The following is a 24397-nucleotide window of genomic DNA, read 5'->3' as shown; positions in this document are numbered from 1 at the left end:
TAAAAACGCTGAGCCTGCCTTTTTAATCCGCCGCTGGAGGCGACGTTCGGCATCGATGCGGCGATGAAGTCGGCCGACGTTCGGCTGGTGACCTACGTCCCGCCGCCGTCGGAAACCAACTATTCGGCCGCCTTTTTGACGGGAAGCCCGGCGGCCTGTAAAGCCGCCTGCAACGCCTTTACCGATGCCGTTCTCGATATTGCCCGTCATCCTGTTCAGCGTGCAAAACGCCTTCCATGCGATTCTGGGGATTGGTCCCAACGCCTGGCTCAAACGGATCCGCCTGAACGCCGTACGCCGGGAGCTGATAAGTCCCTGGTCAGAGCGGGAGACGGTCAAGGAGGCTGCCATGCAGTGGGGATTCTGGCATTTGGGGCAGTTCGCCACCGACTATCAGCAGCTGTTTGCTGAGAAACCGTCGATGACGCTGCACCATCGCCTGCGCCAGTGGGTGTGAGCGAAGCGACGCCGCTGCCGGATCTGGCCGTTACAGCCAGTCGCGCACCTGAATAAACTCGCTCAGCGCCGCCTCGGGACTGCCGGGCTCGGGCTGATAATCATATTCCCAGCGCACCAGCGGCGGCATCGACATCAGAATCGACTCCGTACGCCCGCCGGTCTGCAGGCCGAACAGGGTGCCGCGGTCCCAGACCAGATTGAACTCGACGTAGCGGCCGCGGCGATAGAGCTGAAAGTGGCGCTCGCGCTCGCCGAACGGCGTGGCTTTCCGGCGTTCGACGATGGGTAAATAGGCGTCAGCATAGCCGTTACCAACCGCCTGCATAAAGGCGAAGCAATGGTCAAAATCCGGGGTGTTCAGGTCGTCAAAGAACAGACCGCCGATACCGCGCTGCTCCTGGCGGTGCTTCAGATAGAAGTAATCATCGCACCATTTTTTATAGCGCGGATAGACGGCTTCGCCGAACGGCAGACACAGATCGCGGGCGGTACGATGCCAGTGGACGGCATCCTCTTCAAAGCCGTAGTAGGGGGTTAAATCAAAACCGCCGCCGAACCACCACACCGGGTCGGCGCCAGGTTTTTCGGCAATGAAGAACCGCACGTTGGCATGGCTGGTGGGCACATAGGGGTTCAGCGGATGAACCACCAGCGAGACGCCCATGGCTTCAAAGCTGCGTCCCGCCAGCTCCGGGCGATGGGCGGTTGCCGAGGCGGGCATCGCATCGCCATGGACGTGAGAGAAGTTAACCCCGGCCTGTTCGAACACGTTGCCGTCGCGCAACACCCGGCTGCGCCCGCCGCCACCGCCTTCGCGCTGCCAGGCGTCTTCAATAAACGGTGCGCCATCGACAGCGCTCAGCTGCTGGCAAAGGCTGTCCTGGAGCTGGAGCAGAAAGGTTTTAACCTGCGCGGCATCGGGTTTCATTAACGTCTCTTCGAATGGGCTTTCTGGTTATCGAACCAGTGGAAATAACTGATAATGCCGTTGGCAATCGCGGTGGCGATTTTCTGCCGGAAAGCGGTGGTGCCGAGCAGTTTCTCCTCGTTTGGGTTAGTGATAAACGAGGTTTCCACCAGCACGGACGGAATGGAAGGCGACTTCAGCACCACGAACGCCGCCTGCTCGGTATTGCGGCTGTGCAGCTTATGCACCGGTTTGATCTTTTTCAGGATATGCGAGCCCAGCGTCAGGCTGTTTTTAATGGTGTCGGTCTGCACCAGATCGAACAGCACCTGCTGTAGCAGATGATCTTTATCGGTCGCTTTCTTACCGGCAACTTCATCGGCGCGGTTTTCGCGATCGGAGAGGTATTTTGCCATGGCGCTACTGGCGCCGCGGTTTGACAGCGCAAACACCGAGGCGCCGGCGGCGCTTGGGTTGGTGAAGCCGTCGGCATGGATCGACATAAACAGATCGGCGCCGTGCTGATGGGCAATCTCCACGCGGTCGTACAGCGGGATAAAGGTATCGCCGGTGCGGGTCAGGCGGGCGTCGATGCCGTTGCTGCGCAAAATGCTGCGCACGTTCTTAGCGATCGCCAGCACCACATGCTTCTCTTTCGAACCGTTATGACCGATAGCCCCAGTGTCGATACCGCCGTGGCCCGGGTCGAGCATCACAACGCGGCGGGCGCCGGCCTTTTTAGCGGCAGGTTTGCTGTGTCCATTTGATGTTTTCAGTGGCTGCTCTTTTGCGCTGACCTGCGCGGCGACGCCGCTCAGCGTCATCGCAGCCAGCCCGGCTTTCAGCACCTGACGGCGCGAAGCAAGTATTTTTAAGGGTTTAAAAGTGCTCATTCGGCCTGAATTGTAAACAAGTGATGTCCAATGTTATATCGTATCGCGTTTGCCGTTACGACCATTCAAAATAAGAATTGTTTTACTTTTCATTTCAATACATGACAAAGTCATATTATGCCATTTTTTGCCGCTGATTTCGCCTGATATTGGCTATCAGTTATATTCGCGCCATAATCACTGTTTTTAACCGTCAATGGTGGGGAATACCATGGAGATTCGCGTTTTTCGCCAGCAGGATTTTGAAGAGGTTGTGACGCTGTGGGAGCGCTGCGATCTGCTGCGCCCGTGGAACGATCCGGAGATGGATATTGAGCGCAAGCTGAATCATGACGTCAGCCTGTTTCTGGTGGCGGAAGTGAATGGCGAAGTGGTCGGCACGGTGATGGGCGGATATGACGGTCATCGCGGATCGGCCTATTATCTCGGCGTCCATCCGGAATATCGTGGCCGGGGTATCGCGAACGCGCTGCTCAACCGGCTCGAGAAAAAGCTCATTGCCCGCGGCTGCCCGAAAATCAACATTATGGTCCGTGAAGACAACGACGTGGTGCAGGGAATGTATGAGCGGCTGGGCTATGAATACGCCGATGTCCTGACCCTGGGCAAGCGCCTGATCGAAGATGAAGAATACTGAGTTTATCCCCGCCGATTTTGATGCCCATGGCCGTCTGCGCCTGCCTTTGCTCTTCTGGTGCGTGCTGTTGTTGCAGGCGCGCACGTGGGTGCTGTTTTTGATGGCCGGCGCATCGCGCCAGCAGGGCGACGCGATTCTTAATCTGTTCTATCCCGATCACGACCGCTTCTGGCTCGGTTTACTCCCCGGCGTGCCGGCGGTGCTGGCCTTTTTGCTTAGCGGCTATCGTCAGCGCCTGCCGCGCGTGTGGCGGGCGATGCGCTGGCTGCTGGTGCTATCGCAAGTGCTGCTGTTGCTGTGGCAGCCGATGCTATGGCTGAGCGGCGAATCTCCCTCCTCGCTAACTATCGGGCTGCTGGTGGCGGATGGTTATGCCCTGTGGTGGCTGTTAACCAGCCGTCGCCTGGGCGCCTGTTTTCGCCAGACCACCTTTTAAGGGCACTTTTTGCCGATCGTGAACTCCAACATGCGTTGAATGACTCAGAAAGGATTGTGATATGAAATCGCTACGTTTAATGCTCTGTGCGCTTCCGCTGGCGCTGACCGGCTGCTCCACGATGAGCGCAGTCAACTGGTCGGCGGCCTATCCGTGGAACTGGTTTGGCTCTTCCACCGAGGTGACCGAGCAGGGAGTGGGTAAACTGACGGCTTCCACGCCGCTCAACGAACAGGCCATTAGCGATGCGCTGGGGAGCGACTACCGTTTACGCAGCGGGATGAAGACCGATAAGGGCAATATCGTCCACTACTTTGAAGCGCTGAAAGACAACAGCGTGGCGCTGACCATCAATGGCGACAACGGTACCATCAGCCGGATTGACGTGCGTGATGCCGAAATCAAAACCGCCAGCGGCGTGAAAATCGGCACACCGTTTAGCGACCTGTACAGCAAAGCCTTCGGCAACTGCCAGAAAGGCAGCAATGACAATGGCGCGGTCGTCGAGTGTCAGGCCGAGGGGAGCCAGCATATCAGCTATGCCTTTACCGGCCACTGGAGCGGCCCGGACGAGCTGATGCCCTCCGACGATACCCTGAAAAACTGGAAGGTCAGCAAAATTATCTGGCGTCGCTAAATTGATCTGAAGAGACACGACGGCCCTGAAAAACGGTTACAATGGCGCGTTAGCAACGCGACAGCGTTGTGGTTGCATCATTTCAGGAGGAGCGATGTCTCAGGTTCAGAGCGGCATTTTGCCGGAACATTGCCGCGCGGCGATTTGGATTGAAGCCAATGTCAAAGGGGACGTTAACGCCCTGCGCGAAGCGAGCAAAAATTTTGTCGATAACGTGGCCACCTTCCAGGCTAAATTCCCCGACGCCAAACTCGGGGCGGTGGTGGCGTTCGGCAATAACGTCTGGCGTCAGTTGAGCGGCGGCGAAGGGGCGGAAGAGTTAAAAGATTTTCCGGTCTACGGCAAAGGGCTGGCGCCGTCCACCCAGTATGACCTGCTGATTCATATTTTATCCGCCCGCCATGAAGTTAACTTCTCGGTGGCGCAGGCCGCGATGGCCGCCTTTGGCGACGCTATCGACGTGAAAGAAGAGATCCACGGTTTCCGTTGGGTGGAAGAGCGTGACCTCAGCGGCTTCGTCGACGGCACCGAAAACCCGGCGGGGGAAGAAACCCGCCGCGAAGTGGCGGTCATTAAAGACGGTGTGGACGCGGGCGGCAGCTACGTGTTTGTCCAGCGCTGGGAGCATAATCTCAAACAGCTGAACCGCATGAGCGTACCGGATCAGGAGATGATGATCGGCCGTACCAAAGAAGCCAACGAAGAGATCGATGGCGACGAGCGTCCGGTCACCTCGCACCTGAGCCGCGTTGACTTAAAAGAAGATGGCAAAGGACTGAAAATCGTCCGTCAGAGCCTGCCGTACGGCACGGCCAGCGGCACTAACGGTCTCTACTTCTGTGCCTACTGCGCGCGCCTGTATAACATTGAGCAGCAGCTGCTGAGCATGTTTGGCGATACCGACGGTAAACGCGACGCGATGCTGCGCTTCACCAAACCGGTGACCGGCGGTTATTACTTCGCGCCGTCGCTGGAGCGTATCCAGGCGCTGTAATTTCCCCCCTCACCCTAACCCTCTCCCCAGGGGGGAGAGGGAACCGTTCGGTGCGGTTATGGAATCGGCATACGGACTCTCTTTCTCCCTCTCCCTCAGGGAGAGGGGCGGGGTGAGGGCATCGGCGACTCAAGCGCTTCAAGTATTCTCTCCATCACCGCATCCTCATACTCTTCAAACTCATTATTCCAGAAGCGTAAAACCCGCCATCCCTGGCTCTGTAGCCAGGGCGAAACTTGTCGCTAGCAAAATGGCGGTTGCGCAGTCAGTACCCTAGTCGACGTTCTGTTGGCGTTAAGCTACGTCTGAGCTGACGAGCAAATATCGGTGTGTTTTTCATATAAACACCGTGCACGCCTGGCTGCCGTTTGTCACAATGACACGTCTAATCTGCGAGCCGCTTTCAGCAAAGCTTTGCCAGTTGCTTATTCTCTTTTCGACTTCCAAATCGCCAAACGGTATATAAAACCGTTACTCCTTTCGTACCCGTTATAAATATGATGATCATCAGAAAATGTTCAACGTTGATAAGGGTGCGCAATGGCCGTTAAATCACTGAAAAAAGGATATCTGGCGCTGGCGGCTTCCATGCTGCTGGCCGCGCAGGCGCAGGCGACGGAGCTGCTGAACAGCTCCTATGATGTCTCCCGCGAGCTGTTTGCCGCCCTTAACCCGCCTTTTGAGCAGCAGTGGGCGAAGGACAATGGCGGGGACACGCTGACGATTAAGCAGTCGCATGCCGGCTCATCCAAGCAGGCGCTGGCTATTTTGCAGGGCCTGAAGGCGGACGTGGTCACCTACAACCAGGTGACGGACGTGCAGATCCTGCATGACAAGGGCAACCTGATCCCGGCCGACTGGCAAAGCCGCCTGCCGAACAACAGCTCACCGTTCTATTCGACGATGGGTTTCCTGGTGCGTAAAGGCAACCCGAAAAACATTCATGACTGGAACGATCTGGTTCGCTCTGACGTCAAGCTGATCTTCCCGAACCCGAAAACCTCGGGTAACGCCCGATACACCTACCTGGCGGCATGGGGCGCGGCGGATAAAGCCGATGGCGGCGATAAAGCCAAAACCGAACAGTTTATGACCCAGTTTCTGAAGAACGTCGAAGTCTTTGATACCGGCGGACGCGGGGCGACCACCACTTTTGCTGAACGCGGCCTGGGCGATGTGCTGATTAGCTTCGAATCGGAAGTGAACAATATTCGTAAGCAATATGAGGCGCAGGGATTTGAAGTGGTGATCCCGAAAACCAACATTCTGGCGGAGTTCCCGGTGGCCTGGGTGGATAAAAACGTCAAAGCCAATGGCACGGAAAAGGCGGCGAAAGCCTATCTAAACTGGCTCTACAGCCCGCAGGCGCAGACCATCATTACCGACTACTACTACCGGGTAAACAACCCGAAAGTGATGGACTCCCTGAAGGATAAATTCCCGCAGACCGAGCTGTTCCGCGTAGAGGATAAGTTTGGCTCCTGGCCTGAGGTGATGAAAACCCACTTCGCCAGCGGCGGCGAACTGGACAAACTGCTGGCGGCGGGGCGTAAGTAATGTTTGCTGTGTCGTCCAAGCGCGTGCTGCCGGGCTTTACCCTGAGCCTCGGCACCAGCCTGCTGTTTGTCTGTCTGATTTTGTTATTACCGCTCAGCGCGCTGGTGATGCAGCTGGCGCAGATGAGCTGGGCGCAATACTGGGATGTGATCACCAATCCGCAGGTGGTGGCGGCCTATAAGGTGACGCTGCTGTCGGCGTTTGTGGCCTCGATTTTTAACGGCGTCTTTGGTCTGCTGATGGCCTGGATCCTCACTCGCTATCGTTTTCCGGGCCGCACGCTGCTGGATGCCTTAATGGACCTGCCGTTTGCGCTGCCGACGGCGGTGGCCGGCCTGACGCTGGCTTCGCTGTTTTCCGTTAACGGAATTTACGGTGAATGGCTGGCGAAGTTCGATATTAAAGTGACCTATACCTGGCTCGGCATCGCCGTGGCGATGGCCTTCACCAGCATCCCGTTCGTGGTACGTACCGTGCAGCCGGTGCTGGAAGAGTTGGGGCCCGAGTATGAGGAAGCGGCGGAAACGCTGGGCGCGACGCGCATGCAGAGCTTTCGCAAAGTGGTGCTGCCGGAGCTGTCGCCGGCGCTGCTGGCGGGTATTGCCCTGTCGTTTACCCGTAGCCTCGGCGAATTCGGCGCGGTGATTTTTATCGCTGGCAACATCGCGTGGAAGACAGAGGTGACCTCGCTGATGATCTTTATTCGTCTGCAGGAGTTTGACTATCCGGCGGCGAGCGCGATTGCCTCGGTGATCCTTGCCGCCTCATTGCTGCTGCTGTTTTCCATCAATACCCTGCAGAGTCGCTTTGGTCGACGCGTGGTAGGTCACTAATGGCGGAAGTTACTCAATTGAAACGCTACGACGCGCCCCGCATCAACTGGGGGAAATGGTTTCTGATTGGTGTCGGGATGGTGGTCTCCGCCTTCATCCTCGTGGTGCCGATGCTCTATATTTTTATCCAGGCCTTCAGCAAAGGGCTGATGCCGGTGCTGGAAAACCTGGCCAACCCGGACATGCTGCATGCCATCTGGCTGACGGTGATGATTGCGTTAATTACCGTCCCGGTGAACCTGGTGTTCGGTACGCTGCTGGCCTGGCTGGTGACACGTTTTACCTTCCCCGGCCGCCAGCTGCTGCTGACGTTACTGGATATCCCGTTCGCCGTCTCGCCGGTGGTGGCCGGTCTGGTGTATCTGCTGTTTTATGGCTCTAACGGCCCGCTGGGCGGCTGGCTGGATGCGCATAACCTGCAGATCATGTTCGCCTGGCCGGGCATGGTGCTGGCGACCATCTTTGTCACCTGTCCGTTTGTGGTGCGCGAGCTGGTGCCGGTGATGATGAGCCAGGGCAGTCATGAAGATGAAGCTGCGGTGCTGCTGGGCGCTTCCGGCTGGCAGATGTTCCGTCGGGTGACGTTGCCGAATATTCGCTGGGCGCTGCTGTACGGCGTGGTGTTGACCAACGCCCGCGCTATCGGCGAATTTGGCGCGGTGTCGGTAGTCTCCGGTTCGATTCGTGGAGAAACGCTGTCGCTGCCGCTGCAAATTGAACTACTGGAGCAGGATTACAATACCGTTGGCTCGTTTACCGCTGCGGCCCTGCTGACGTTAATGGCTATTCTGACCCTGTTTTTAAAGAGTATGTTGCAATGGCGTCTGGCCAATCAGAAAGAACGCGCGCAACAGGAGGGAAATCATGAGCATTGAGATTGCCAATATTAAGAAATCGTTTGGTCGCACCCAGGTGCTGAATGATATCTCGCTGGATATCCCTTCCGGACAAATGGTTGCGCTACTGGGGCCCTCGGGCTCCGGAAAAACTACCCTGCTGCGGATTATCGCCGGGCTGGAGCATCAGACCAGCGGTCATATCCGCTTCCACGGCACCGACGTCAGCCGGTTGCACGCCCGCGACCGTAAAGTGGGCTTCGTTTTCCAGCACTATGCGCTGTTCCGCCATATGACGGTGTTCGATAACATCGCCTTTGGCCTGACCGTGCTGCCGCGCCGCGAACGCCCCAATGCGGCGGCGATTAAAGCCAAAGTGACCAAACTGCTGGAGATGGTGCAGCTGTCCCACCTGGCGGAACGTTACCCGGCGCAGCTGTCCGGCGGCCAGAAGCAGCGCGTGGCGCTGGCGCGCGCCCTGGCGGTGGAGCCGCAAATTTTGCTGCTGGATGAACCCTTCGGCGCGCTGGATGCTCAGGTGCGTAAAGAACTGCGCCGCTGGCTGCGTCAGCTGCATGAAGAGTTAAAATTCACCAGCGTGTTTGTCACCCACGATCAGGAAGAGGCGCTGGAAGTCGCTGACCGGGTGGTGGTGATGAGCCAGGGCAACATCGAACAAGCTGATGCCCCGGAGCGCGTGTGGCGTGAACCGTCGACCCGTTTTGTGCTGGAGTTTATGGGCGAAGTAAACCGCCTGCAGGGCATCATCCGCGGTGGACAGTTCCACGTTGGCGCGCACCGCTGGCCGTTAGGCTATACCCCGACATATCAGGGGCCGGTGGATCTGTTCCTGCGTCCGTGGGAAGTGGACATCAGCCGCCGGACCAGCCTGGATTCCCCGCTGCCGGTGCAGGTGCTGGAAGCCAGCCCGAAAGGGCACTACACCCAATTAGTCGTTCAGCCTCTGGGGTGGTATGACGAACCGCTGAGCGTGGTGCTGGCGGGCGATGAGGCGCCGTCCCGCGGCGAACGCCTGTTCGTTGGCCTGCAAAACGCGCGTTTGTATAACGGTACCGAGCGTATCGAGCCGCGCAGCGAGCTTGCTCTGGCGGAGTCGGCCTGATAGCTTATTGAGCAGGTCTATCGCCCGGTAAGGCTACGCTTTCCGGGCCTGGAATTTTTACGCGTCTTGTAGGCCGGGTAAGCGAAGCGACACCCGGCTTTTTTATTGAGTAAAAATCGTGAATACACTCGAACACACCATCGGCAATACCCCTCTGGTCAAGCTTCAGCGTCTGGGTCCGGACAACGGCAGTGAAGTTTGGGTCAAACTCGAAGGCAATAATCCGGCCGGCTCGGTGAAAGACCGCGCCGCGCTGTCAATGATCGTCGAAGCGGAAAAGCGCGGCGAAATTCAGCCCGGCGACGTGCTGATCGAAGCGACCAGCGGTAACACCGGTATTGCGCTGGCGATGATCGCCGCGCTGAAAGGCTATCATATGAAGCTGCTGATGCCCGACAACATGAGCCAGGAGCGCCGGGCTGCGATGCGTGCCTACGGCGCCGAGCTGATCCTGGTCACTAAAGAGCAGGGAATGGAGGGGGCCCGCGACCTGGCCCTCGAGATGGCGCAGCGTGGAGAGGGCAAACTGCTCGATCAGTTTAACAACCCGGATAACCCCTACGCCCACTACACCACCACCGGGCCGGAAATCTGGCAGCAGACCGCGGGGCGTATCACCCACTTTGTCTCCAGCATGGGGACCACCGGCACCATTACCGGCGTATCGCGCTTTTTGCGCGAACAGAGTAAACCGGTGGCCATTGTCGGCCTGCAGCCGGAAGAGGGCAGCAGTATTCCCGGGATCCGTCGCTGGCCGGCGGAGTATATGCCGGGGATCTTTAACGCTTCGCTGGTGGATGCGGTGCTGGATATTCATCAGCAGGATGCCGAGAACACCATGCGTCAGTTGGCGGTACGGGAAGGCATTTTCTGCGGGGTCAGTTCAGGCGGGGCGGTGGCGGGCGCGTTACGCATTGCCCGCGAAAATCCTGGCGCGGTGGTGGTGGCGATCGTCTGCGATCGCGGCGATCGCTACCTCTCCACCGGCGTGTTCGGCGAGGAACACTTTAGCCAGGGGGCAGGGATCTAAGCATCGAGCAGGTCGGTGCCGTAGGAATTATCGACGGTGCACAGCCAGCGCTCGCCCTGTTTCTTAAAGACATAGGTGGCGCGCCGCGTAACCTGGGATATCCCGTCCGCCGTCGGGATATCCAGCCGGGTCTCCATAATCACCAGCGCATTGCCGCCGCCTTCAATAACCTCCATTTTCCCCTGAGTCACCACCAGTCGGTGCTGGAAATAGTCGGCAATGGCGATAAAGGCTTTGCGGATATTCTCTTTCCCTCTGACCACCATGCCCGGTTTGACGACCAGCGCGGCGTCTTCTGCGTAATAGGCCATCAGGGTATCGTAATCTTCCTGCGAGATAGCGCGGTCGCAGGCTTCAATGACCGCTTTCAGTGCCAGGTCAGTGTGATGCATCTCTGGTGCTCCTTCTTGTGAGCGATTTGTCCGCCACCGGGACTGTTTTATCCGTCCGGGCGAGCAGGGTATGCAGGTAAGACTGCGCCTGTTGATCGTTTTCCCCGGGGATCCTGACGATATAGGGCTTGCCGGTGATAGACGACGATGATGCCACCTTATCAATAAATTGTTCTGCAGTATCGATACGGTTCCGCGTATTGCTTAATTTCAGCCGCAGATGTGCCACCGCCTCTTCACAACTGTGGGGATCGCCATTACGCACGAAGGTCAGCTCGTGTTTTTGCGCGAGAGCGTCCAGCATCGCATTGATGCGCGCTTGCTGGTAGGCATTGAGTTTGGCAATGACGGGAAAAGAGAGTAACAGCGCCATGACCGCGCAGAGTAGGTTTTTCATTTTGCGTCCCTTCCTGATTGGGTTGTCCGGTAAAGTCTACTCTCTTCGCGCCAGGCAAATTTCGCTTTCAGAAAAGCGCCTGTTTCCGGTTATTTTTCCGTCAACTTGTCGGAGGACGTCCATCACTCACCGATGTGGTCGGCGGGTCAACATGCCGAATGATAAGGCCTGCGTCAGGAGTGGTTTAAGACCAGCGCAATATCGGCCGCCAGGCGGGAAATCTCAGCGTCACTCAGACGGCCCAGCGACAGGCGCAGCCCGTGCGCAGGCGTCCGGACACCAAATACTTCCCCCTCGCGCACCAGCCAGCCGGCGCGGGCCAGGCGTAAGGCGTAGGGCTGGCTCGCCGCTGGCAGCGGCAGCCAGAAATTGAGGCCATCGCCTGGCGTAGCATGGCTGTAGCCGTGCCGGGCCAGCGCCGCCGCCAGTTTCTCATTCTGCTGGCGATAGTGACGACGGGTCTCCGTCATCGAGGCGATAAACGCCTCATCGGTCAGACACGCCAGCGTCAGGTCCTGTAGCAGATGGCTGACCCACTGGCTGCCGGCGTTAAGCCGCAGGCGCAGCGCCGCTGAGGTATCGGCATCGCTGGCGATAAAGGCCAGCCGCAGGTCTGGCCCGAGGGTTTTTGACATTGAGCGCACCAGTGCCCAGCGTTGCGTGCTTGCAGGAAGAGGGGAGTACCATGGGGTGGCCGACAGCAGGGCAAAATGGTCATCGACGATCGCCAGCACCTGCGGATAGCGGGCCAGCACCTCCCGCAGGGCATACGCCCGATTTTCCGTCAGACTACAGCCGGTAGGATTGTGTGCGCGTGGGGTTAAGATCACCGCCCGCGCGCCGTTGCGTAACGCCTCCTCCAGGCCGTCAGGATCCATCCCCTCAGCATCCACCGCCACCGGGCAGGGGGTAAAGCCGGCGTAACGCACCATATTGATGCTGCTGAGAAAACAGGGATCTTCGACCACCACACCGTCGCCGGGCAGCAGCAGAGCGCACAGCAGACGCTCCAGGGCGTCAATCGCCCCGCTGGCGAGATTCACCGTAAAGGGAACCGCTATCTCTTCGGCAAACCACGCCTCGGCCCATTGACCAAGCCGCGGCTCGATGGGAGCATCGCCATACAGGCGTGGTGTGCGGGCAAGCTGGCCCAGATAATGGGTTAATTCAGGCAGTCTGGCGGGGTCCGGGTTGCCGCTGGAGATATCGTTCAGCGGCGTCGTTGGGTCACCGCCCTCCAGCGCCGGTAGCGGATCCCGTGCTTTAATGGCCGTGCCGTTCCGTCCCTGGCTGACGGCCAGCCCGGAGGTGACCAGCCGTTTATAGGCGGCGGCGACGGTATTGCGATTCACCTCCAGCTGGCTGGCGAGCTCGCGTACCGGCGGCAGAACCTCTCCGGGCCGCAACCCGCCGCTCTGCACCAGATGGCGGATATGATCGAAGATATCGCTGGCGGTTTTTCCGGCAAACATTATTGACCTATGACAAAATGAAATTTAGCATAGGACGAATCATAATCAGTGCGTGACCCGCTGTCCAGCGGGGGGAGAAAAGATGGGCCAGCAAGATGACATACAATCAGTGCTCTTTCACGACAAAAGCCGGGCGTCGGAAGTCGATATCGTCGCCGTGCAGTCCCAGGTAGTCTATGGCAGCGTTGGCAACAGCATCGCGGTTCCGGCGATTAAACAGCACGGTTTGCGCGTGCTGGCGGTGCCGACGGTACTGTTCAGCAATACGCCCCATTATGAGACGTTCTATGGCGGCATTATCCCGGAGGAGTGGTTTGTCGGGTATCTGCAGGCGCTGGAGGAGCGCGACGCGTTGCGTGAACTGCGTGCGGTGACCACCGGCTATATGGGCAACGCCGTGCAAATCGAACGTCTGGCGCAGTGGCTGACGCGGGTGCGGGCCCGCCATCCCGGGCTGTGCATTCTGGTGGATCCGGTCATCGGCGATGTCGACAGCGGCATCTACGTTAAGGCTGAGATCCCGGACGCTTATCGTCAGCATCTCCTGCCGCTGGCGCAAGGGATCACCCCCAATCTGTTTGAGCTGGAGACGCTGAGCGGCAGGCGCTGTCGCAATCAGCAGGAGGCGGTCGCCGCGGCGCGAAGCCTGCTGTCAGATACCCTGAAATGGGTGGTGATCACCAGCGCGCCGGGAGAGGCGCGTTCGACGATAAATGTGCTGGTGGTGACGGCCGATGCGGTGGAGGTGGTGACCCACCCGCGGGTGGAAACGGACTTAAAGGGAACAGGCGATTTGTTCTGTGCAGAGCTGGTGAGCGGTCTGCTCACCGGCCTGGCGCTGGGGGCAGCGACGCAGGCTGCCGCCCGGCGCGTGCTGGAGGTCATGAACTGGACTGCCGCACAGGGGTGTGACGAACTGATCCTGCCGCCACGGGAGAAAAACAGATGAAAAGCTATCGGTTAGTGATTCGCCAACAGGGGCGCATTGTCGGTCATTTTGATACCACAGGGGAGGCGGCGCTGGAGGATGCCTGCGTGGCGCGGTCGCTGTTCGGCCTGGCCGGAGGGTACCAGTGCGATCTGCTGGTCTCTGACAGTGAGCGTCGTATTCTGGAGAGCACGCCGGAGGGATTGCGCATTTTGTCCCGGGAGAAATGCTATCAGCCGGTGACCAGCGCGATATAAAAAAAATGGCGCCTTTCGGCGCCATTTTTATGCAGCAAGCATTACTTCTTGATGCGGATAACCGGGGTTTCACCCACAGTCACGCTACCGGACAGTTTGATCAGTTCTTTGATCTCGTCCATGTTGGAGATAACCACCGGAGTCAGGGTAGACTTGGCTTTCTCTTCCAGCAGCGGCAGATCGAATTCGATAACCGGGTCACCGACTTTCACGCGCTGGCCTTCTTCAGCGATACGCTTGAAGCCTTCGCCTTTCAGTTCAACGGTATCAATACCGAAGTGAACGAACAGCTCGATGCCGCTATCAGATTCAATAGAGAACGCATGGTTGGTTTCGAAAATTTTACCAATGGTACCGTCTACCGGCGCGACCATTTTGTTGCCGGTCGGTTTGATGGCAATCCCATCGCCCACAATTTTTTCCGCAAAAACCACATCCGGCACGTCTTCGATGTTGACGATCTCACCGGAGAGGGGAGCAATAATCTCAATAGTTCCGGTGTCTTTCTTGTCATCAGAAACCAGAGATTTCAATTTATCAAACAAACCCATGATCTTCTCCTAAGCAGTAATTTGGGCCGCGCATCTCTTGGATTAGCAGATTGTTTTTTCTTCAATGAACTTGTTAACCAGCGTCATTAACTCGTCCGTTGTCGGTTGAGCAAGAGCCTGCTCTGCTAATACTTTCGCATCTTCGAAGTTCGTATTACGAATAATCTTCTTGATGCGCGGGATGGAAATGGCGCTCATAGAGAATTCGTCCAGCCCCATACCCAGCAACAGAAGTGTAGCACGTTCATCGCCCGCAAGCTCACCGCACATGCCAGTCCATTTACCTTCAGCGTGAGAAGCATCAATAACTTGCTTAATCAGATTCAGTACAGACGGTGACATCGGCTGGTAAAGATGTGAAATCATATCATTACCACGGTCAACTGCCAGAGTATATTGCGTTAAATCATTGGTGCCGATACTAAAGAAATCAACTTCTTTGGCCAGATGACGAGCAATGGTCGCCGCAGCCGGTGTTTCCACCATCACGCCGATCTCAATGGATTCGTCAAATGCTTTACCTTCGTCACGCAGTTCCTGTTTGTAGATTTCGATCTCTTTCTTCAGCGCACGCACTTCTTCAACAGAGATGATCATCGGGAACATAATGCGCAGTTTACCGAAAGCGGAGGCACGCAGGATGGCGCGCACCTGATCGCGCAGGATCTCTTTACGATCCATCGCGATACGCACGGCACGCCAGCCGAGGAACGGGTTCTCTTCTTTCGGGAAGTTCATGTACGGCAGCTCTTTGTCGCCGCCAATGTCCATGGTACGCACGATAACAGCCTGAGAGCCACAGGCTTCAGCCACCGCTTTATAGGCCGCAAACTGCTCTTCTTCAGTTGGCAGCGCGTCACGGTCCATGAACAGGAATTCAGTACGATAGAGGCCTACGCCTTCGGCGCCGTTGCGCTCAGCACCTTCGACATCGCGAACGGTACCAATGTTGGCGCAGACTTCAACCTGATGGCCGTCGAGGGTAATCGCCGGCAGATCTTTCAGTTTCGCCAGTTCGGCTTTTTCTTCCGCAACCTGAGCCTGCAGATTACGCAGCGCTTCAATTTGCTCGTTAGACGGGTTGACCAGAACCTGGTTGTTCACCGCGTCGAGAATCAGATAGTCGCCGTTTTTCACCTGCGCCGTGATGCCGCCGGTGCCCACGATGGCCGGCAGTTCCAGGGAACGCGCCATGATGGAGGTGTGAGAGGTACGGCCGCCCGCGTCGGTGATGAAGCCCAGCACTTTTTTCAGGTTCAGCTGTGCGGTTTCAGACGGGGTCAGATCGGCGGCGACGAGGATGACTTCATCCTGAATCGCGCTCAGATCGATAATCGACAGACCAAGGATGTTGCGCAGCAGGCGCTTACCGATGTCACGTACGTCAGCCGCACGTTCTTTCAGGTATTCATCGTCCAGCTCTTCCAGGGCAGTGGCCTGACCTTCGATAACTTCATTGGCTGCCGCGTCGGCAGTCATGTGCTTATCTTTAATCAGGGCTATGATTTCCTGCTCAAGCTCCTCATCTTCCAGCAGCATGATATGCCCTTCGAAGATGGCTTCTTTTTCTTCACCGAAAGTTTCACCAGCTTTGGTTTTGATGACCTCCAGCTGGGCGGAGGCCTTGGCGCGGCCGCTCAGGAAACGTTCGACTTCCTGATCAACCTTATCGGCAGAAATTTTCTTCCGGTCGATGACAATTTCATCTTCCTTCAGCAGCAGTGCTTTGCCGAAGGCGATACCCGGGGATGCTAAAATGCCTGAAATCATAACCCTACCTTACTTGTGACTGATATGAAAAAGAACCCGTGAACTTACTCGAGTTCAGCCATCAGTTTAACCAGATGCTCAACAGCTTTCTGCTCATCTTCGCCTTCAGCGGAGAGGGTCACTACGGTGCCCTGGGTCAGGCCCAGAGTCTGCAGTTTGAACAGGCTTTTGGCGCTGGCGCTTTTGCCGTTGGAGGTTACAGTGATCTCAGAAGTGAAGCCTTTAGCTTCTTTAACAAACTGAGCAGCAGGGCGGGTGTGCAGACCGTTCGGAGCGGTAATGGTAACTTCTTGCTGGAACATTATATTTCCCCAACTTATAGGTTTAGTGTTGTGGACCTAAAGTCTAGTCTAACGACTCGACTTTAGCCTGTATTGTTAGCGCCGGCGTTACGTTTCCGGCCTTGGCGTCGGCAGCGCCTGGCGCTGCGAAGACCTGCGGGCCATTGACGTCTAGCACGTCATTAAACATTATGCCGCGAAAGGAAGACTTGAACCAAATCATAAAATCGATTCAGCTGGCGGAAATCCTCTTCTGAATAATTTCGCGCATCAAAATAAATGTGCTGGTTAAATACCAGACCCTACGAGGTGAATCAATGCCAGGAGGGGTAAAACTTTGACGTATGCCACAAAAAAGCACCTGAAAAGGTGCTTTTTTACACATTATTTACAAGCTGGCACTACTGTTGCAGTTCTTTCTCAGTGAAGAGATCGGCAAATAGCGCGGTGCTTAAATAACGCTCACCAGAGGAAGGCAGGATAACCACAATATTCTTATTGGTAAAGGCCTCATCTTGCTGCAGCTTCAGCGCGGCGGCAACGGCGGCCCCGGAAGAGATACCCGCCAGGATGCCTTCTTCTTCCATCAGACGGCGCGCCGTGGAGATAGCTTCCTCGTTGGTAATGCCGATCACTTTGTCCACCAGCTTCAGATCCAGGTTGCCAGGAATGAAGCCGGCGCCGATACCCTGAATTTTGTGCGGACCCGGCTTGAGCTCTTCACCTGCCAGCGCCTGGGAGATGACCGGCGAATCGGTCGGTTCGACCGCGACGGTGATCAGATCTTTTTTGCCCTTGGTGTTTTTAATGTAGCGGCTGACGCCGGTCAGCGTACCGCCGGTGCCTACGCCAGAGATAAAGACATCCACCTGACCATCGGTGTCTTCCCAGATTTCCGGGCCAGTGGTCTTTTCGTGGATTTCCGGGTTAGCCGGGTTGCTGAACTGCTGCAGCAGCAGGAATTTTTCCGGGTTGCTGGCGACGATCTCTTCCGCTTTCTGAATGGCGCCTTTCATGCCTTTTGCGCCTTCGGTCAGTACCAGGTTGGCGCCCAGCGCTTTCAGCAGCTTGCGGCGCTCGATGCTCATGGTTTCCGGCATGGTTAGCGTTAGCTTGTAACCACGGGCCGCCGCCACGTAGGCGAGGGCGATACCGGTGTTGCCGCTGGTCGGTTCGACCAGTTCCACGCCAGGTTTCAGAACGCCGCGCTTTTCAGCATCCCAGATCATATTGGCGCCGATACGGCATTTTACGCTAAAGCTCGGGTTACGAGATTCTACCTTTGCCAGGATACGGCCGTTACCAATGCGGTTCAGTCGTACCAGCGGCGTGTGACCGATAGTCAGGGAGTTGTCTTCAAAAATCTTACTCATGGCCCGTCCTTAACTGTATGAAATTTGGGGGTACGGCATCAGCATACCCGCTTAAAGAATATGCGGAAGTAAGGATTTAGCATATCTATATGCGGAAGGGAAATAATGATAAGCAAGAAGGAATAAGCGAGATATAAGGAGCGGCCTCAGCCGCTCCCGGGCAGACGCGTGACGCTACTTCCAGACCGCGTGCTTATCGCGATAGCAATCGACCCACATCGCGGTGGCGCCGCAGATGGCCACCGGCAGGATCACCAGGTTTAACACCGGGATCATGGTAAACAGGCTGGTGAGCGCCCCAAACTGCATATTTATCACTTTGCGGCTGCGCAGCGCTTCGCGCATGGTCTTGAAGGGGACCTTGTGATTATCAAAGGGATAATCGCAGTATTGAATCGCGAGCATCCATGCGCTGAACAGGAACCAGAGTACCGGCGCGACGGTCTGCCCCACGCCGGGAATAAAGTAGAGCAGCAACAGCACGATGGCGCGGGGCAGGTACCAGGCCAGCTTCTGCCACTCACGCTTCATGATGCGCGGAATATCCTTCATGATGCCAAAGACGCCGACGTCCGGCGGGGTGGCGCCAGTCAGACGCGCTTCCAGCTGTTCCGCCAGCAGGCCGCTGAACGGCGCAGCTATCCAGTTGGCGATAGTCGAAAAGAAGTAACCAAACACCAGCAGAATCGAGAGCACCACCACCGGCCACAGCAGGTAGTTAAGCCACTGCAGCCAGTCCGGCACATGGCTCATCAGCGACGGGATCCAACTGTCGAGACGGGTAAACAGCCACCAGAAGGCTCCGCCCATCAGCAGCACGTTAACCAGCAAAGGCAAAAAGACATAACGCCGTATGCCCGGCAGCCCGATGAGTTTCCAGCCCTGCGAAAAATAATAAACGCCGCTACGCGGGGTCGGTGCGGATGATGAAACCATAGCCAGGCAATGCTCCTTTTTTAACATCCAGTGTGAATGCTCGCTTATTTTATCGGGTCGCCAGACAATAACCAGTTAGGAAATGTTCGAAAAAACAGCAAAAAGCACGATTTAGTTCATCTTTATGTGGTGAAAGCCACCGACGCACTTGCACTTGAGGTAATCGGCAAATACTCTTAGTGAGTAAATGTTTGCCGTGGTGGCAAGGTGTTAGAACAACAGAGAATATAATGATGCAGGATTTGCGTCTGATATTAATCATTGTTGGCGCGATCGCCATAATCGCTTTACTGGTACATGGTTTCTGGACCAGCCGTAAAGAACGTTCTTCGATGTTTCGCGATCGCCCACTGAAACGTATGAAGTCGCGCGACGATGAGTCGGAAAACGAAGACTTTGATGATAATGTTGAAGGCGTAGGTGAAGTCCGCGTTCATCCGGTCACTCACGCCCCGCACGGCGCGCATGGGGAGCATGAAGCCCCTCGTCAGGCGCCGCAGCACCAGTACCAGCCGCCTTACGAGCGCCAGATGCAGCAGCCTGTGCGTCCTGAAGAACCGGTTCGCCAGCCGCAGCAATCGCCGCGTCAGGCCCCGGTTCAACCGCAGGGACAGCAGCCTGCGCCGCATGTGGCTGCGCAGCCTGGCTGGCAACAGCCGCAGCCCGCGCAGCCGCCCGTGCAACCCCAACATCAGCCGCAGCCCGTTGTGCAGCAGCCTGTCGCACCGCAGCCGGTGACGCCGACCGTCGCTCAGCCGCAGCCCGCTGCCCCGCAGCAGCCTGCGCCACAGCCTGTTGCCACGCCGCAGCCAGCCGTCGCCGAACCGCAGCCGGTAGAGCCGCCGCAGCCGAAAGAGCGTAAAGAGACGGTCATTGTGATGAACGTCGCCGCCCATCATGGCGCACAGCTTAACGGCGAGGTGCTGATCAACAGCATCCAGCAGGCCGGCTTCAAGTTTGGTGAAATGAATATTTTCCACCGCCATCTGAGCCCGGATGGCAGCGGTCCGGTGCTGTTCAGCCTGGCCAACATGGTGAAACCGGGGACGTTCAATCCGGACAGCATGGCGGACATGATGACCCCTGGGGTGACTATCTTTATGCAGGTCCCTTCCTACGGTGATGAACTGCAGAACTTCAAGCTGATGCTGCAGTCTGCGCAGTATATCGCCGATGAAGTGGGCGGCGTGGTGCTTGACGATCAGCGTCGCATGATGACGCCGCAAAAACTGCGTGAATACCAGGATCGTATTCGCGAAGTGAAAGACGCGAACGCCTGACGTCCCGCGTTATCTCAACTCCTTCTCAACCCCCGCCTGTCGGGGGTTTTTTATCATTGATGGTGTGATATGGAACTGATCGAACAACAACTGACTGAACTGCGAACCACGCTTCGCCATCATGAATATCTGTACCACGTTATGGACGCGCCCGAAGTGCCCGATGCGGAATATGACCGCCTGATGCGCGAGCTGCGTGAGCTTGAGAGTCAACATCCGGAGCTGATTACCCCGGACTCGCCGACTCAGCGGGTGGGGGCGGCACCACTGACTGCCTTCAGCCAGATCCGCCATGAAGTGCCGATGCTGTCGCTGGACAACGTGTTTGATGAAGAGAGCTTTCTCGCCTTCAACAAGCGGGTACAGGATCGCCTGAAAAGCACTGACGATCTCACCTACTGCTGCGAGCTTAAGCTCGACGGCCTCGCGGTGAGTATTCTCTACGAAAACGGCGTACTGATGCAGGCCGCGACCCGCGGCGACGGTACCACCGGCGAGGATATTACCTCCAATGTGCGAACCATTCGCACTATCCCCCTCAAGCTGCATGGCGAGAATATCCCGGCACGTCTTGAGGTGCGTGGTGAGGTTTTCCTTCCGCAGGCCGGGTTTGAAAAAATCAATGAAGAAGCGCGCCGCACCGGCGGAAAAGTGTTTGCTAACCCGCGTAATGCGGCGGCGGGTTCGTTGCGCCAGCTCGATCCGCGCATCACGGCGAAGCGACCGCTTACTTTCTTCTGCTACGGCGTTGGCGTGCTGGAGGGCGGTGAGCTGCCGGCCAGCCACTCGGCCCGTTTGCAGCAGTTCAAAGCCTGGGGACTGCCGGTGAGCGATCGCGTCACCCTGTGCCATACTCCCGAGGAAGTGCTCACTTACTATCGTAAAGTCGAGGAAGATCGTCCTCATCTGGGCTTTGACATTGATGGCGTGGTGATCAAAGTCGATTCGCTGGCGCTCCAGGAGCAGTTGGGTTTCGTGGCCCGCGCGCCGCGCTGGGCCGTGGCCTTTAAGTTCCCGGCACAGGAGCAGATGACTTTCGTCCGGGATGTGGAGTTCCAGGTTGGGCGCACCGGGGCGATCACGCCAGTGGCGCGCCTGGAGCCGGTCCATGTCGCCGGCGTGCTGGTGAGCAATGCCACCCTGCATAACGCCGATGAAATCGAACGCTTAGGTCTGAAAATCGGCGACAAGGTAGTGATTCGCCGGGCAGGCGACGTGATCCCGCAGGTGGTCAATGTGGTGCTTTCCGAGCGTCCAGCGGATGCCCGGGATGTGGTCTTCCCGACCCACTGCCCGGTATGTCAGTCTGACGTTGAGCGAGTGGAAGGCGAGGCGGTAGCCCGCTGTACGGGCGGCCTTATCTGCGGCGCGCAGCGTAAAGAGTCGCTTAAGCACTTCGTTTCCCGTCGCGCGCTGGACGTTGACGGCATGGGCGACAAGATCATCGACCAGTTGGTGGAGAAAGAGTACGTCCATACTCCGGCGGATCTGTTTCGCCTGAGTGCCGGGAAACTCACCGGGCTGGATCGGATGGGGCCGAAGTCCGCGCAAAATGTGGTCAATGCTCTGGAAAAAGCCAAAGAGACGACCTTCGCACGCTTCCTCTACGCGCTGGGTATTCGCGAGGTAGGCGAAGCGACGGCGGCGGCCCTGGCGGCGCATTTCGGCACTCTTGAAGCCCTGGAGCAGGCTTCCATTGAGGAGCTGCAAAAGGTCCCTGATGTTGGCATCGTGGTTGCCACCCATACCTTCAACTTCTTTGCCGAAGAGAGCAACCGCGATGTCATCGCACAGCTGCTGGCCGAAGGCGTTCACTGGCCAGCGCCAGTCGTGGTGAAAGCGGAAGAGATTGATAGCCCGTTTGCGGGTAAAACCGTGGTCCTGACCGGCAGCCTGAGCCAGCTGTCGCGGGATGACGCCAAAGCGCGTCTCGTCGCGCTGGGGGCGAAGGTGGCAGGTAGCGTGTCGAAGAAAACTGACCTGGTAATTGCCGGCGAAGCGGCGGGTTCTAAGCTGGCGAAAGCGCAGGAGCTGGGCATTGAGGTGATTGATGAAGCCGAAATGATGCGCCTGCTGGGAGAATAACGTGGATAAAGCGCAGTTGGTCGAAATAGCCAATACCGAGATGCCGTTCGGTAAATACAAGGGACGTCGTTTAATCGATGTCCCGGAAGAGTATTTACTGTGGTTTGCGCGTAAGGATCAGTTTCCTGCCGGTCATCTCGGCGAGCTGATGGCGTTGACCCTGCTGATTAAAACCGAGGGGCTGAGCGATCTGGTTCAGCCCCTGAAGAAAGCGCGTTAAGCTTTGGCGGCGTTGGCCTTTTCCTCAGCGAGACGCGCATCGGTTTGCTGCTTGTAGCGCCGCGCCAGCACCGCGCAGACCATCAGCTGGATTTGGTGGAAGATCATCAGCGGCAGCACCATGATGCCGAGGATGGAGGTCGGGAAGAGAATATTGGCCATCGGGATGCCGTTGGCCAGACTCTTTTTCGAACCGCAAAAGACGATAGTAATCTCATCGGCTTTGTTAAAGCCGCAGCGGCGGGCGACGAACACGTTAACGGCGATGACAATGGCCAGCAGCACCAGGCTGACCACCACGATAAACAGCAGCGATCCCAGACCGACTTTATGCCAGATGCCATTCACCACCGCCTCGCTAAAGGCGGAGTAAACCACCAGCAGAATCGAGGTCTGGTCGGTCTTACCAATCCACTTCTTATGCTTCGCCACCCAGTTGCCGATCCACGGCCGTGATAAGTGACCGAGTACGAAAGGCAGCAGCAGCTGCAGCATGATTTTACCGACCTGCTCGAGGCTGCCGCCTGCGCCATGAAGGTTCATCAGGACGCCCACCAGCAGCGGTGAAACAAAGATCCCCAGCAGGCTGGAGGCCGAGGCTGAGCAAACCGCCGCCGCGACGTTGCCTCCGGCCAGCGAAGTAAAGGCGATAGCGGATTGCACGGTGGCCGGCAGAATGCACAGATAGATAAAGCCGCTGTAGAGCATCGGATCGACATTCACCGGCGCCCACCAGGCAAACAGAACCCCGAGTACCGGGAAGAGAATAAAGGTGCTGCACATCACCCACAGATGCAAACGCCAGTGGCCTCCGCCGGCGATAATCGCTTCCCGGGAGAGTTTAGCGCCGTGCATAAAGAACAGCAGGGCAATGGCGGCGGTGGTCAGATGTTCAAAGAAGGGAACGAAAGCGCCACGGGCGGGGAAGAATGAGGCCAGCAGGACAACGGTGACCAGGGTTGCCGTAAACGGATCGAGAATGCGGAAAAGTTTCATAAACGCTCCTGAAAAGAGATGCGCTATTGTGCTTTTTTTCATTTGAGAAATAAAATTGATTTATTGCATCTATTCATGAATAAAAAAGATGAATTACTCTCTGCGTCAGTTAAAAGTATTCGTCACCGTCGCCCGGGCCAGAAGCTTCAGCCGGGCAGGGGAGATGATTGGCTTAAGTCAGTCGGCCGTCAGCCATAGCGTCAAGGAGCTGGAGCACCAGACCGGCGTCCGGCTACTCGACCGTACCACTCGCGAAGTCGTGCTTACCGAAGCGGGTCAGCAGCTGGCGGGGCGACTGGAGCGTTTGCTCGATGAGTTGACGATTACCCTGCGTGACGCCGGGCGCGTCGGCCAGCAGATGAGCGGTACCGTCAAGGTCGCCGCCAGTCAGACGATTTCCGCCCACCTGATTCCGCAGTGTATTGCTCACAGCAACCGTCGTTATCCTGATATCGATTTTGTGTTGCACGACCGGCCACAGCAGTGGGTGCTGGAGAGTATTCGCCATGGGGAAGTGGATTTCGGCATTGTGATTGACCCTGGCCCGGCGGCAGATCTGCAATGTGAAGTGGTCCTCGCGGAACCCTTTTTGCTGCTCTGCCGGGAGGATCATCCTTTTGCCAGCCTGACGGAGGTGCCGTGGCAAGCCCTGCAGGATGAGAGACTGATCCTGCAGGACTATGCCTCCGGCAGCCGTCCGCTGATTGATGCGGCCCTTAGCAGGCTGGCTATCCGGGCGAACATTGTGCAGGAGATTGGTCACCCGGCAACGCTGTTTCCGATGGTAGAATCGGGAATTGGCATCAGCGTTCTGCCGGCGCTGGCGCTGCCGTTACCGCAGGGGAGCCATCTGACGGTGAAGCGGCTGACCCCGGTGATGGAGCGGCAGCTGATGCTGGCATGCCGGAAAAATCGCTCGCTGTCGACCGCCGCTCAGGCGTTATGGGAAATTGTGCGTGAAGAAGGGGCAAACTTAACCGCTGCGAGGGTGGAAGATCCGCTGTATCAGCGCTGACAGGGGGAGTGCTGCGGGGTGAACTCGCGGCAGGGCCGCAAACTGCGCATAGCAAAAAGGCGCCTTTAGGGCGCCTTTTTACATTGGTGGGTCGTGCAGGATT

The 24397-nt window shown here is 57.3% G+C and carries 26 protein-coding genes and 3 pseudogenes; 17 read left to right on the top strand and 12 right to left on the bottom strand.

Annotated features, from left to right (window positions below):
• Positions 1 to 12 precede the first annotated feature (12 nt).
• A pseudogene (locus tag CWM61_RS20655) lies at positions 13 to 225 on the top strand (BMC domain-containing protein); the annotation flags it as partial.
• Positions 218 to 457: pseudogene (locus CWM61_RS20650) on the top strand (helix-turn-helix domain-containing protein); the annotation flags it as partial. The pseudogenes CWM61_RS20655 and CWM61_RS20650, both read left to right, overlap by 8 nt.
• Positions 458 to 487: 30 nt before the next feature.
• On the opposite strand, the gene hemF reads toward CWM61_RS20650, so the two are convergent.
• Together hemF and amiA are read right to left on the bottom strand one after the other, a co-directional pair.
• Entirely contained in the window at positions 488 to 1387 is a 900-nt protein-coding gene (gene hemF, locus CWM61_RS20645) for an oxygen-dependent coproporphyrinogen oxidase (protein ID WP_074387898.1), read from the bottom strand.
• Positions 1387 to 2259 (bottom strand): N-acetylmuramoyl-L-alanine amidase AmiA, encoded by an 873-nt coding sequence (amiA, locus tag CWM61_RS20640; RefSeq protein WP_008803861.1) that lies wholly within the window; start codon positions 2257 to 2259, stop codon positions 1387 to 1389. The genes hemF and amiA overlap by 1 nt, the downstream gene beginning before the upstream one ends.
• Positions 2260 to 2470: 211 nt before the next feature.
• Between amiA and CWM61_RS20635 the strand changes: the two genes are divergently transcribed.
• From CWM61_RS20635 to CWM61_RS20620, 4 genes are all read left to right on the top strand, one after another.
• Complete coding sequence (locus CWM61_RS20635; protein ID WP_002913637.1) at positions 2471 to 2896, top strand: GNAT family acetyltransferase; 426 nt, start codon at positions 2471 to 2473, stop codon at positions 2894 to 2896.
• A complete protein-coding gene (locus CWM61_RS20630) occupies positions 2883 to 3332 on the top strand; it encodes a DUF2919 domain-containing protein (RefSeq protein ID WP_061153720.1) in 450 nt (149 codons plus the stop codon). Before CWM61_RS20635 ends, CWM61_RS20630 begins: the two co-directional genes overlap by 14 nt.
• 61 nt (positions 3333 to 3393) lie before the next feature.
• Positions 3394 to 3969, top strand: coding sequence for an RpoE-regulated lipoprotein (locus tag CWM61_RS20625; RefSeq protein ID WP_100631843.1), 576 nt, complete (start codon positions 3394 to 3396; stop codon positions 3967 to 3969).
• 94 nt (positions 3970 to 4063) lie between these two features.
• On the top strand, positions 4064 to 4963 hold the full coding sequence (locus tag CWM61_RS20620; RefSeq protein WP_061153722.1) for a Dyp-type peroxidase: 900 nt from the start codon (positions 4064 to 4066) through the stop codon (positions 4961 to 4963).
• A gap of 95 nt (positions 4964 to 5058) precedes the next feature.
• Here CWM61_RS20620 and CWM61_RS30205 read toward each other — a convergent pair.
• A pseudogene (locus tag CWM61_RS30205) lies at positions 5059 to 5145 on the bottom strand (DNA-cytosine methyltransferase); the annotation flags it as partial.
• Positions 5146 to 5503: 358 nt separating this feature from the next.
• Here CWM61_RS30205 and cysP point away from each other — a divergent pair.
• The 5 genes from cysP (at position 5504) to cysM (ending at position 10342) form a co-directional block, all read left to right on the top strand.
• Positions 5504 to 6520 carry a thiosulfate/sulfate ABC transporter substrate-binding protein CysP gene (cysP, locus tag CWM61_RS20610; RefSeq protein WP_100631842.1) on the top strand — a complete coding sequence of 339 codons (1017 nt, stop codon included), beginning with the start codon at positions 5504 to 5506 and terminating at the stop codon, positions 6518 to 6520.
• A complete protein-coding gene (gene cysT, locus CWM61_RS20605) occupies positions 6520 to 7353 on the top strand; it encodes a sulfate/thiosulfate ABC transporter permease CysT (RefSeq protein WP_074387901.1) in 834 nt (277 codons plus the stop codon). Before cysP ends, cysT begins: the two co-directional genes overlap by 1 nt.
• On the top strand, positions 7353 to 8228 hold the full coding sequence (cysW, locus tag CWM61_RS20600) for a sulfate/thiosulfate ABC transporter permease CysW (RefSeq protein ID WP_008803867.1): 876 nt from the start codon (positions 7353 to 7355) through the stop codon (positions 8226 to 8228). Before cysT ends, cysW begins: the two co-directional genes overlap by 1 nt.
• A complete protein-coding gene (gene cysA, locus CWM61_RS20595; RefSeq protein ID WP_100631841.1) occupies positions 8218 to 9312 on the top strand; it encodes a sulfate/thiosulfate ABC transporter ATP-binding protein CysA in 1095 nt (364 codons plus the stop codon). Before cysW ends, cysA begins: the two co-directional genes overlap by 11 nt.
• 118 nt (positions 9313 to 9430) lie before the next feature.
• Positions 9431 to 10342, top strand: coding sequence for a cysteine synthase CysM (gene cysM, locus CWM61_RS20590; RefSeq protein WP_012540938.1), 912 nt, complete (start codon positions 9431 to 9433; stop codon positions 10340 to 10342).
• On the opposite strand, the gene CWM61_RS20585 is transcribed toward cysM, so the two are convergent.
• From CWM61_RS20585 to ptsJ, 3 genes are all read right to left on the bottom strand, one after another.
• Positions 10339 to 10734: a YybH family protein gene (locus CWM61_RS20585; RefSeq protein WP_100631840.1), complete on the bottom strand. Its 396-nt coding sequence runs from the start codon at positions 10732 to 10734 to the stop codon at positions 10339 to 10341. The genes cysM and CWM61_RS20585 overlap by 4 nt on opposite strands.
• Positions 10721 to 11131, bottom strand: a complete 411-nt coding sequence (locus CWM61_RS20580; protein ID WP_100631839.1) for a YfeK family protein — start codon at positions 11129 to 11131, stop codon at positions 10721 to 10723. Before CWM61_RS20580 ends, CWM61_RS20585 begins: the two co-directional genes overlap by 14 nt.
• A 173-nt stretch (positions 11132 to 11304) precedes the next feature.
• On the bottom strand, positions 11305 to 12603 hold the full coding sequence (gene ptsJ / locus CWM61_RS20575; protein ID WP_100631838.1) for a transcriptional regulator PtsJ: 1299 nt from the start codon (positions 12601 to 12603) through the stop codon (positions 11305 to 11307).
• A gap of 82 nt (positions 12604 to 12685) precedes the next feature.
• On the opposite strand from ptsJ, the gene pdxK reads away from it, so the two are divergent.
• Together pdxK and CWM61_RS20565 are read left to right on the top strand one after the other, a co-directional pair.
• The gene (gene pdxK, locus CWM61_RS20570; protein ID WP_074387905.1) at positions 12686 to 13552 is read left to right on the top strand and encodes a pyridoxine/pyridoxal/pyridoxamine kinase; all 867 of its coding nucleotides are present in this window, start codon (positions 12686 to 12688) and stop codon (positions 13550 to 13552) included.
• Positions 13549 to 13788, top strand: coding sequence for a hypothetical protein (locus CWM61_RS20565; RefSeq protein WP_012540941.1), 240 nt, complete (start codon positions 13549 to 13551; stop codon positions 13786 to 13788). Before pdxK ends, CWM61_RS20565 begins: the two co-directional genes overlap by 4 nt.
• 41 nt (positions 13789 to 13829) lie before the next feature.
• Here the strand turns inward: CWM61_RS20565 and crr are convergent, their stop codons facing one another.
• The 5 genes from crr to cysZ form a co-directional block, all read right to left on the bottom strand.
• Entirely contained in the window at positions 13830 to 14339 is a 510-nt protein-coding gene (gene crr, locus CWM61_RS20560; RefSeq protein ID WP_008803873.1) for a PTS glucose transporter subunit IIA, read from the bottom strand.
• Positions 14340 to 14381: 42 nt separating this feature from the next.
• Positions 14382 to 16109: a phosphoenolpyruvate-protein phosphotransferase PtsI gene (ptsI, locus tag CWM61_RS20555; protein ID WP_061153731.1), complete on the bottom strand. Its 1728-nt coding sequence runs from the start codon at positions 16107 to 16109 to the stop codon at positions 14382 to 14384.
• A 44-nt stretch (positions 16110 to 16153) separates the two neighbouring features.
• Positions 16154 to 16411 (bottom strand): phosphocarrier protein Hpr, encoded by a 258-nt coding sequence (gene ptsH / locus CWM61_RS20550; protein ID WP_002913505.1) that lies wholly within the window; start codon positions 16409 to 16411, stop codon positions 16154 to 16156.
• Positions 16412 to 16791: 380 nt separating this feature from the next.
• Positions 16792 to 17763 (bottom strand): cysteine synthase A, encoded by a 972-nt coding sequence (gene cysK, locus CWM61_RS20545; protein ID WP_012967478.1) that lies wholly within the window; start codon positions 17761 to 17763, stop codon positions 16792 to 16794.
• 174 nt (positions 17764 to 17937) lie between these two features.
• The gene (cysZ, locus tag CWM61_RS20540) at positions 17938 to 18699 is read right to left on the bottom strand and encodes a sulfate transporter CysZ (protein ID WP_061153732.1); all 762 of its coding nucleotides are present in this window, start codon (positions 18697 to 18699) and stop codon (positions 17938 to 17940) included.
• A 230-nt stretch (positions 18700 to 18929) separates the two neighbouring features.
• On the opposite strand from cysZ, the gene zipA reads away from it, so the two are divergent.
• The 3 genes from zipA (at position 18930) to CWM61_RS20525 (ending at position 22284) form a co-directional block, all read left to right on the top strand.
• Positions 18930 to 19979, top strand: a complete 1050-nt coding sequence (gene zipA / locus CWM61_RS20535; RefSeq protein WP_064171320.1) for a cell division protein ZipA — start codon at positions 18930 to 18932, stop codon at positions 19977 to 19979.
• 69 nt (positions 19980 to 20048) lie between these two features.
• Positions 20049 to 22064 (top strand): NAD-dependent DNA ligase LigA, encoded by a 2016-nt coding sequence (ligA, locus tag CWM61_RS20530; RefSeq protein WP_100631837.1) that lies wholly within the window; start codon positions 20049 to 20051, stop codon positions 22062 to 22064.
• 1 nt (position 22065) lies between these two features.
• Positions 22066 to 22284 (top strand): DUF3820 family protein, encoded by a 219-nt coding sequence (locus CWM61_RS20525; RefSeq protein ID WP_002913440.1) that lies wholly within the window; start codon positions 22066 to 22068, stop codon positions 22282 to 22284.
• Here the strand turns inward: CWM61_RS20525 and CWM61_RS20520 are convergent.
• Positions 22281 to 23279 carry a bile acid:sodium symporter family protein gene (locus CWM61_RS20520; protein ID WP_074387906.1) on the bottom strand — a complete coding sequence of 333 codons (999 nt, stop codon included), beginning with the start codon at positions 23277 to 23279 and terminating at the stop codon, positions 22281 to 22283. The genes CWM61_RS20525 and CWM61_RS20520 overlap by 4 nt on opposite strands.
• An 88-nt stretch (positions 23280 to 23367) precedes the next feature.
• Between CWM61_RS20520 and CWM61_RS20515 the strand changes: the two genes are divergently transcribed.
• Positions 23368 to 24294, top strand: coding sequence for a LysR family transcriptional regulator (locus CWM61_RS20515; protein ID WP_049152906.1), 927 nt, complete (start codon positions 23368 to 23370; stop codon positions 24292 to 24294).
• The last annotated feature ends 103 nt before the right edge of the window (positions 24295 to 24397 follow it).

This window comes from Klebsiella sp. K-Nf6 (assembly GCF_002806655.1).
GTDB lineage: Bacteria > Pseudomonadota > Gammaproteobacteria > Enterobacterales > Enterobacteriaceae > Klebsiella > Klebsiella variicola.
Note: the sequence above shows the minus strand (reverse complement) of the source record. Positions and strands in the feature narration are given on the sequence as shown.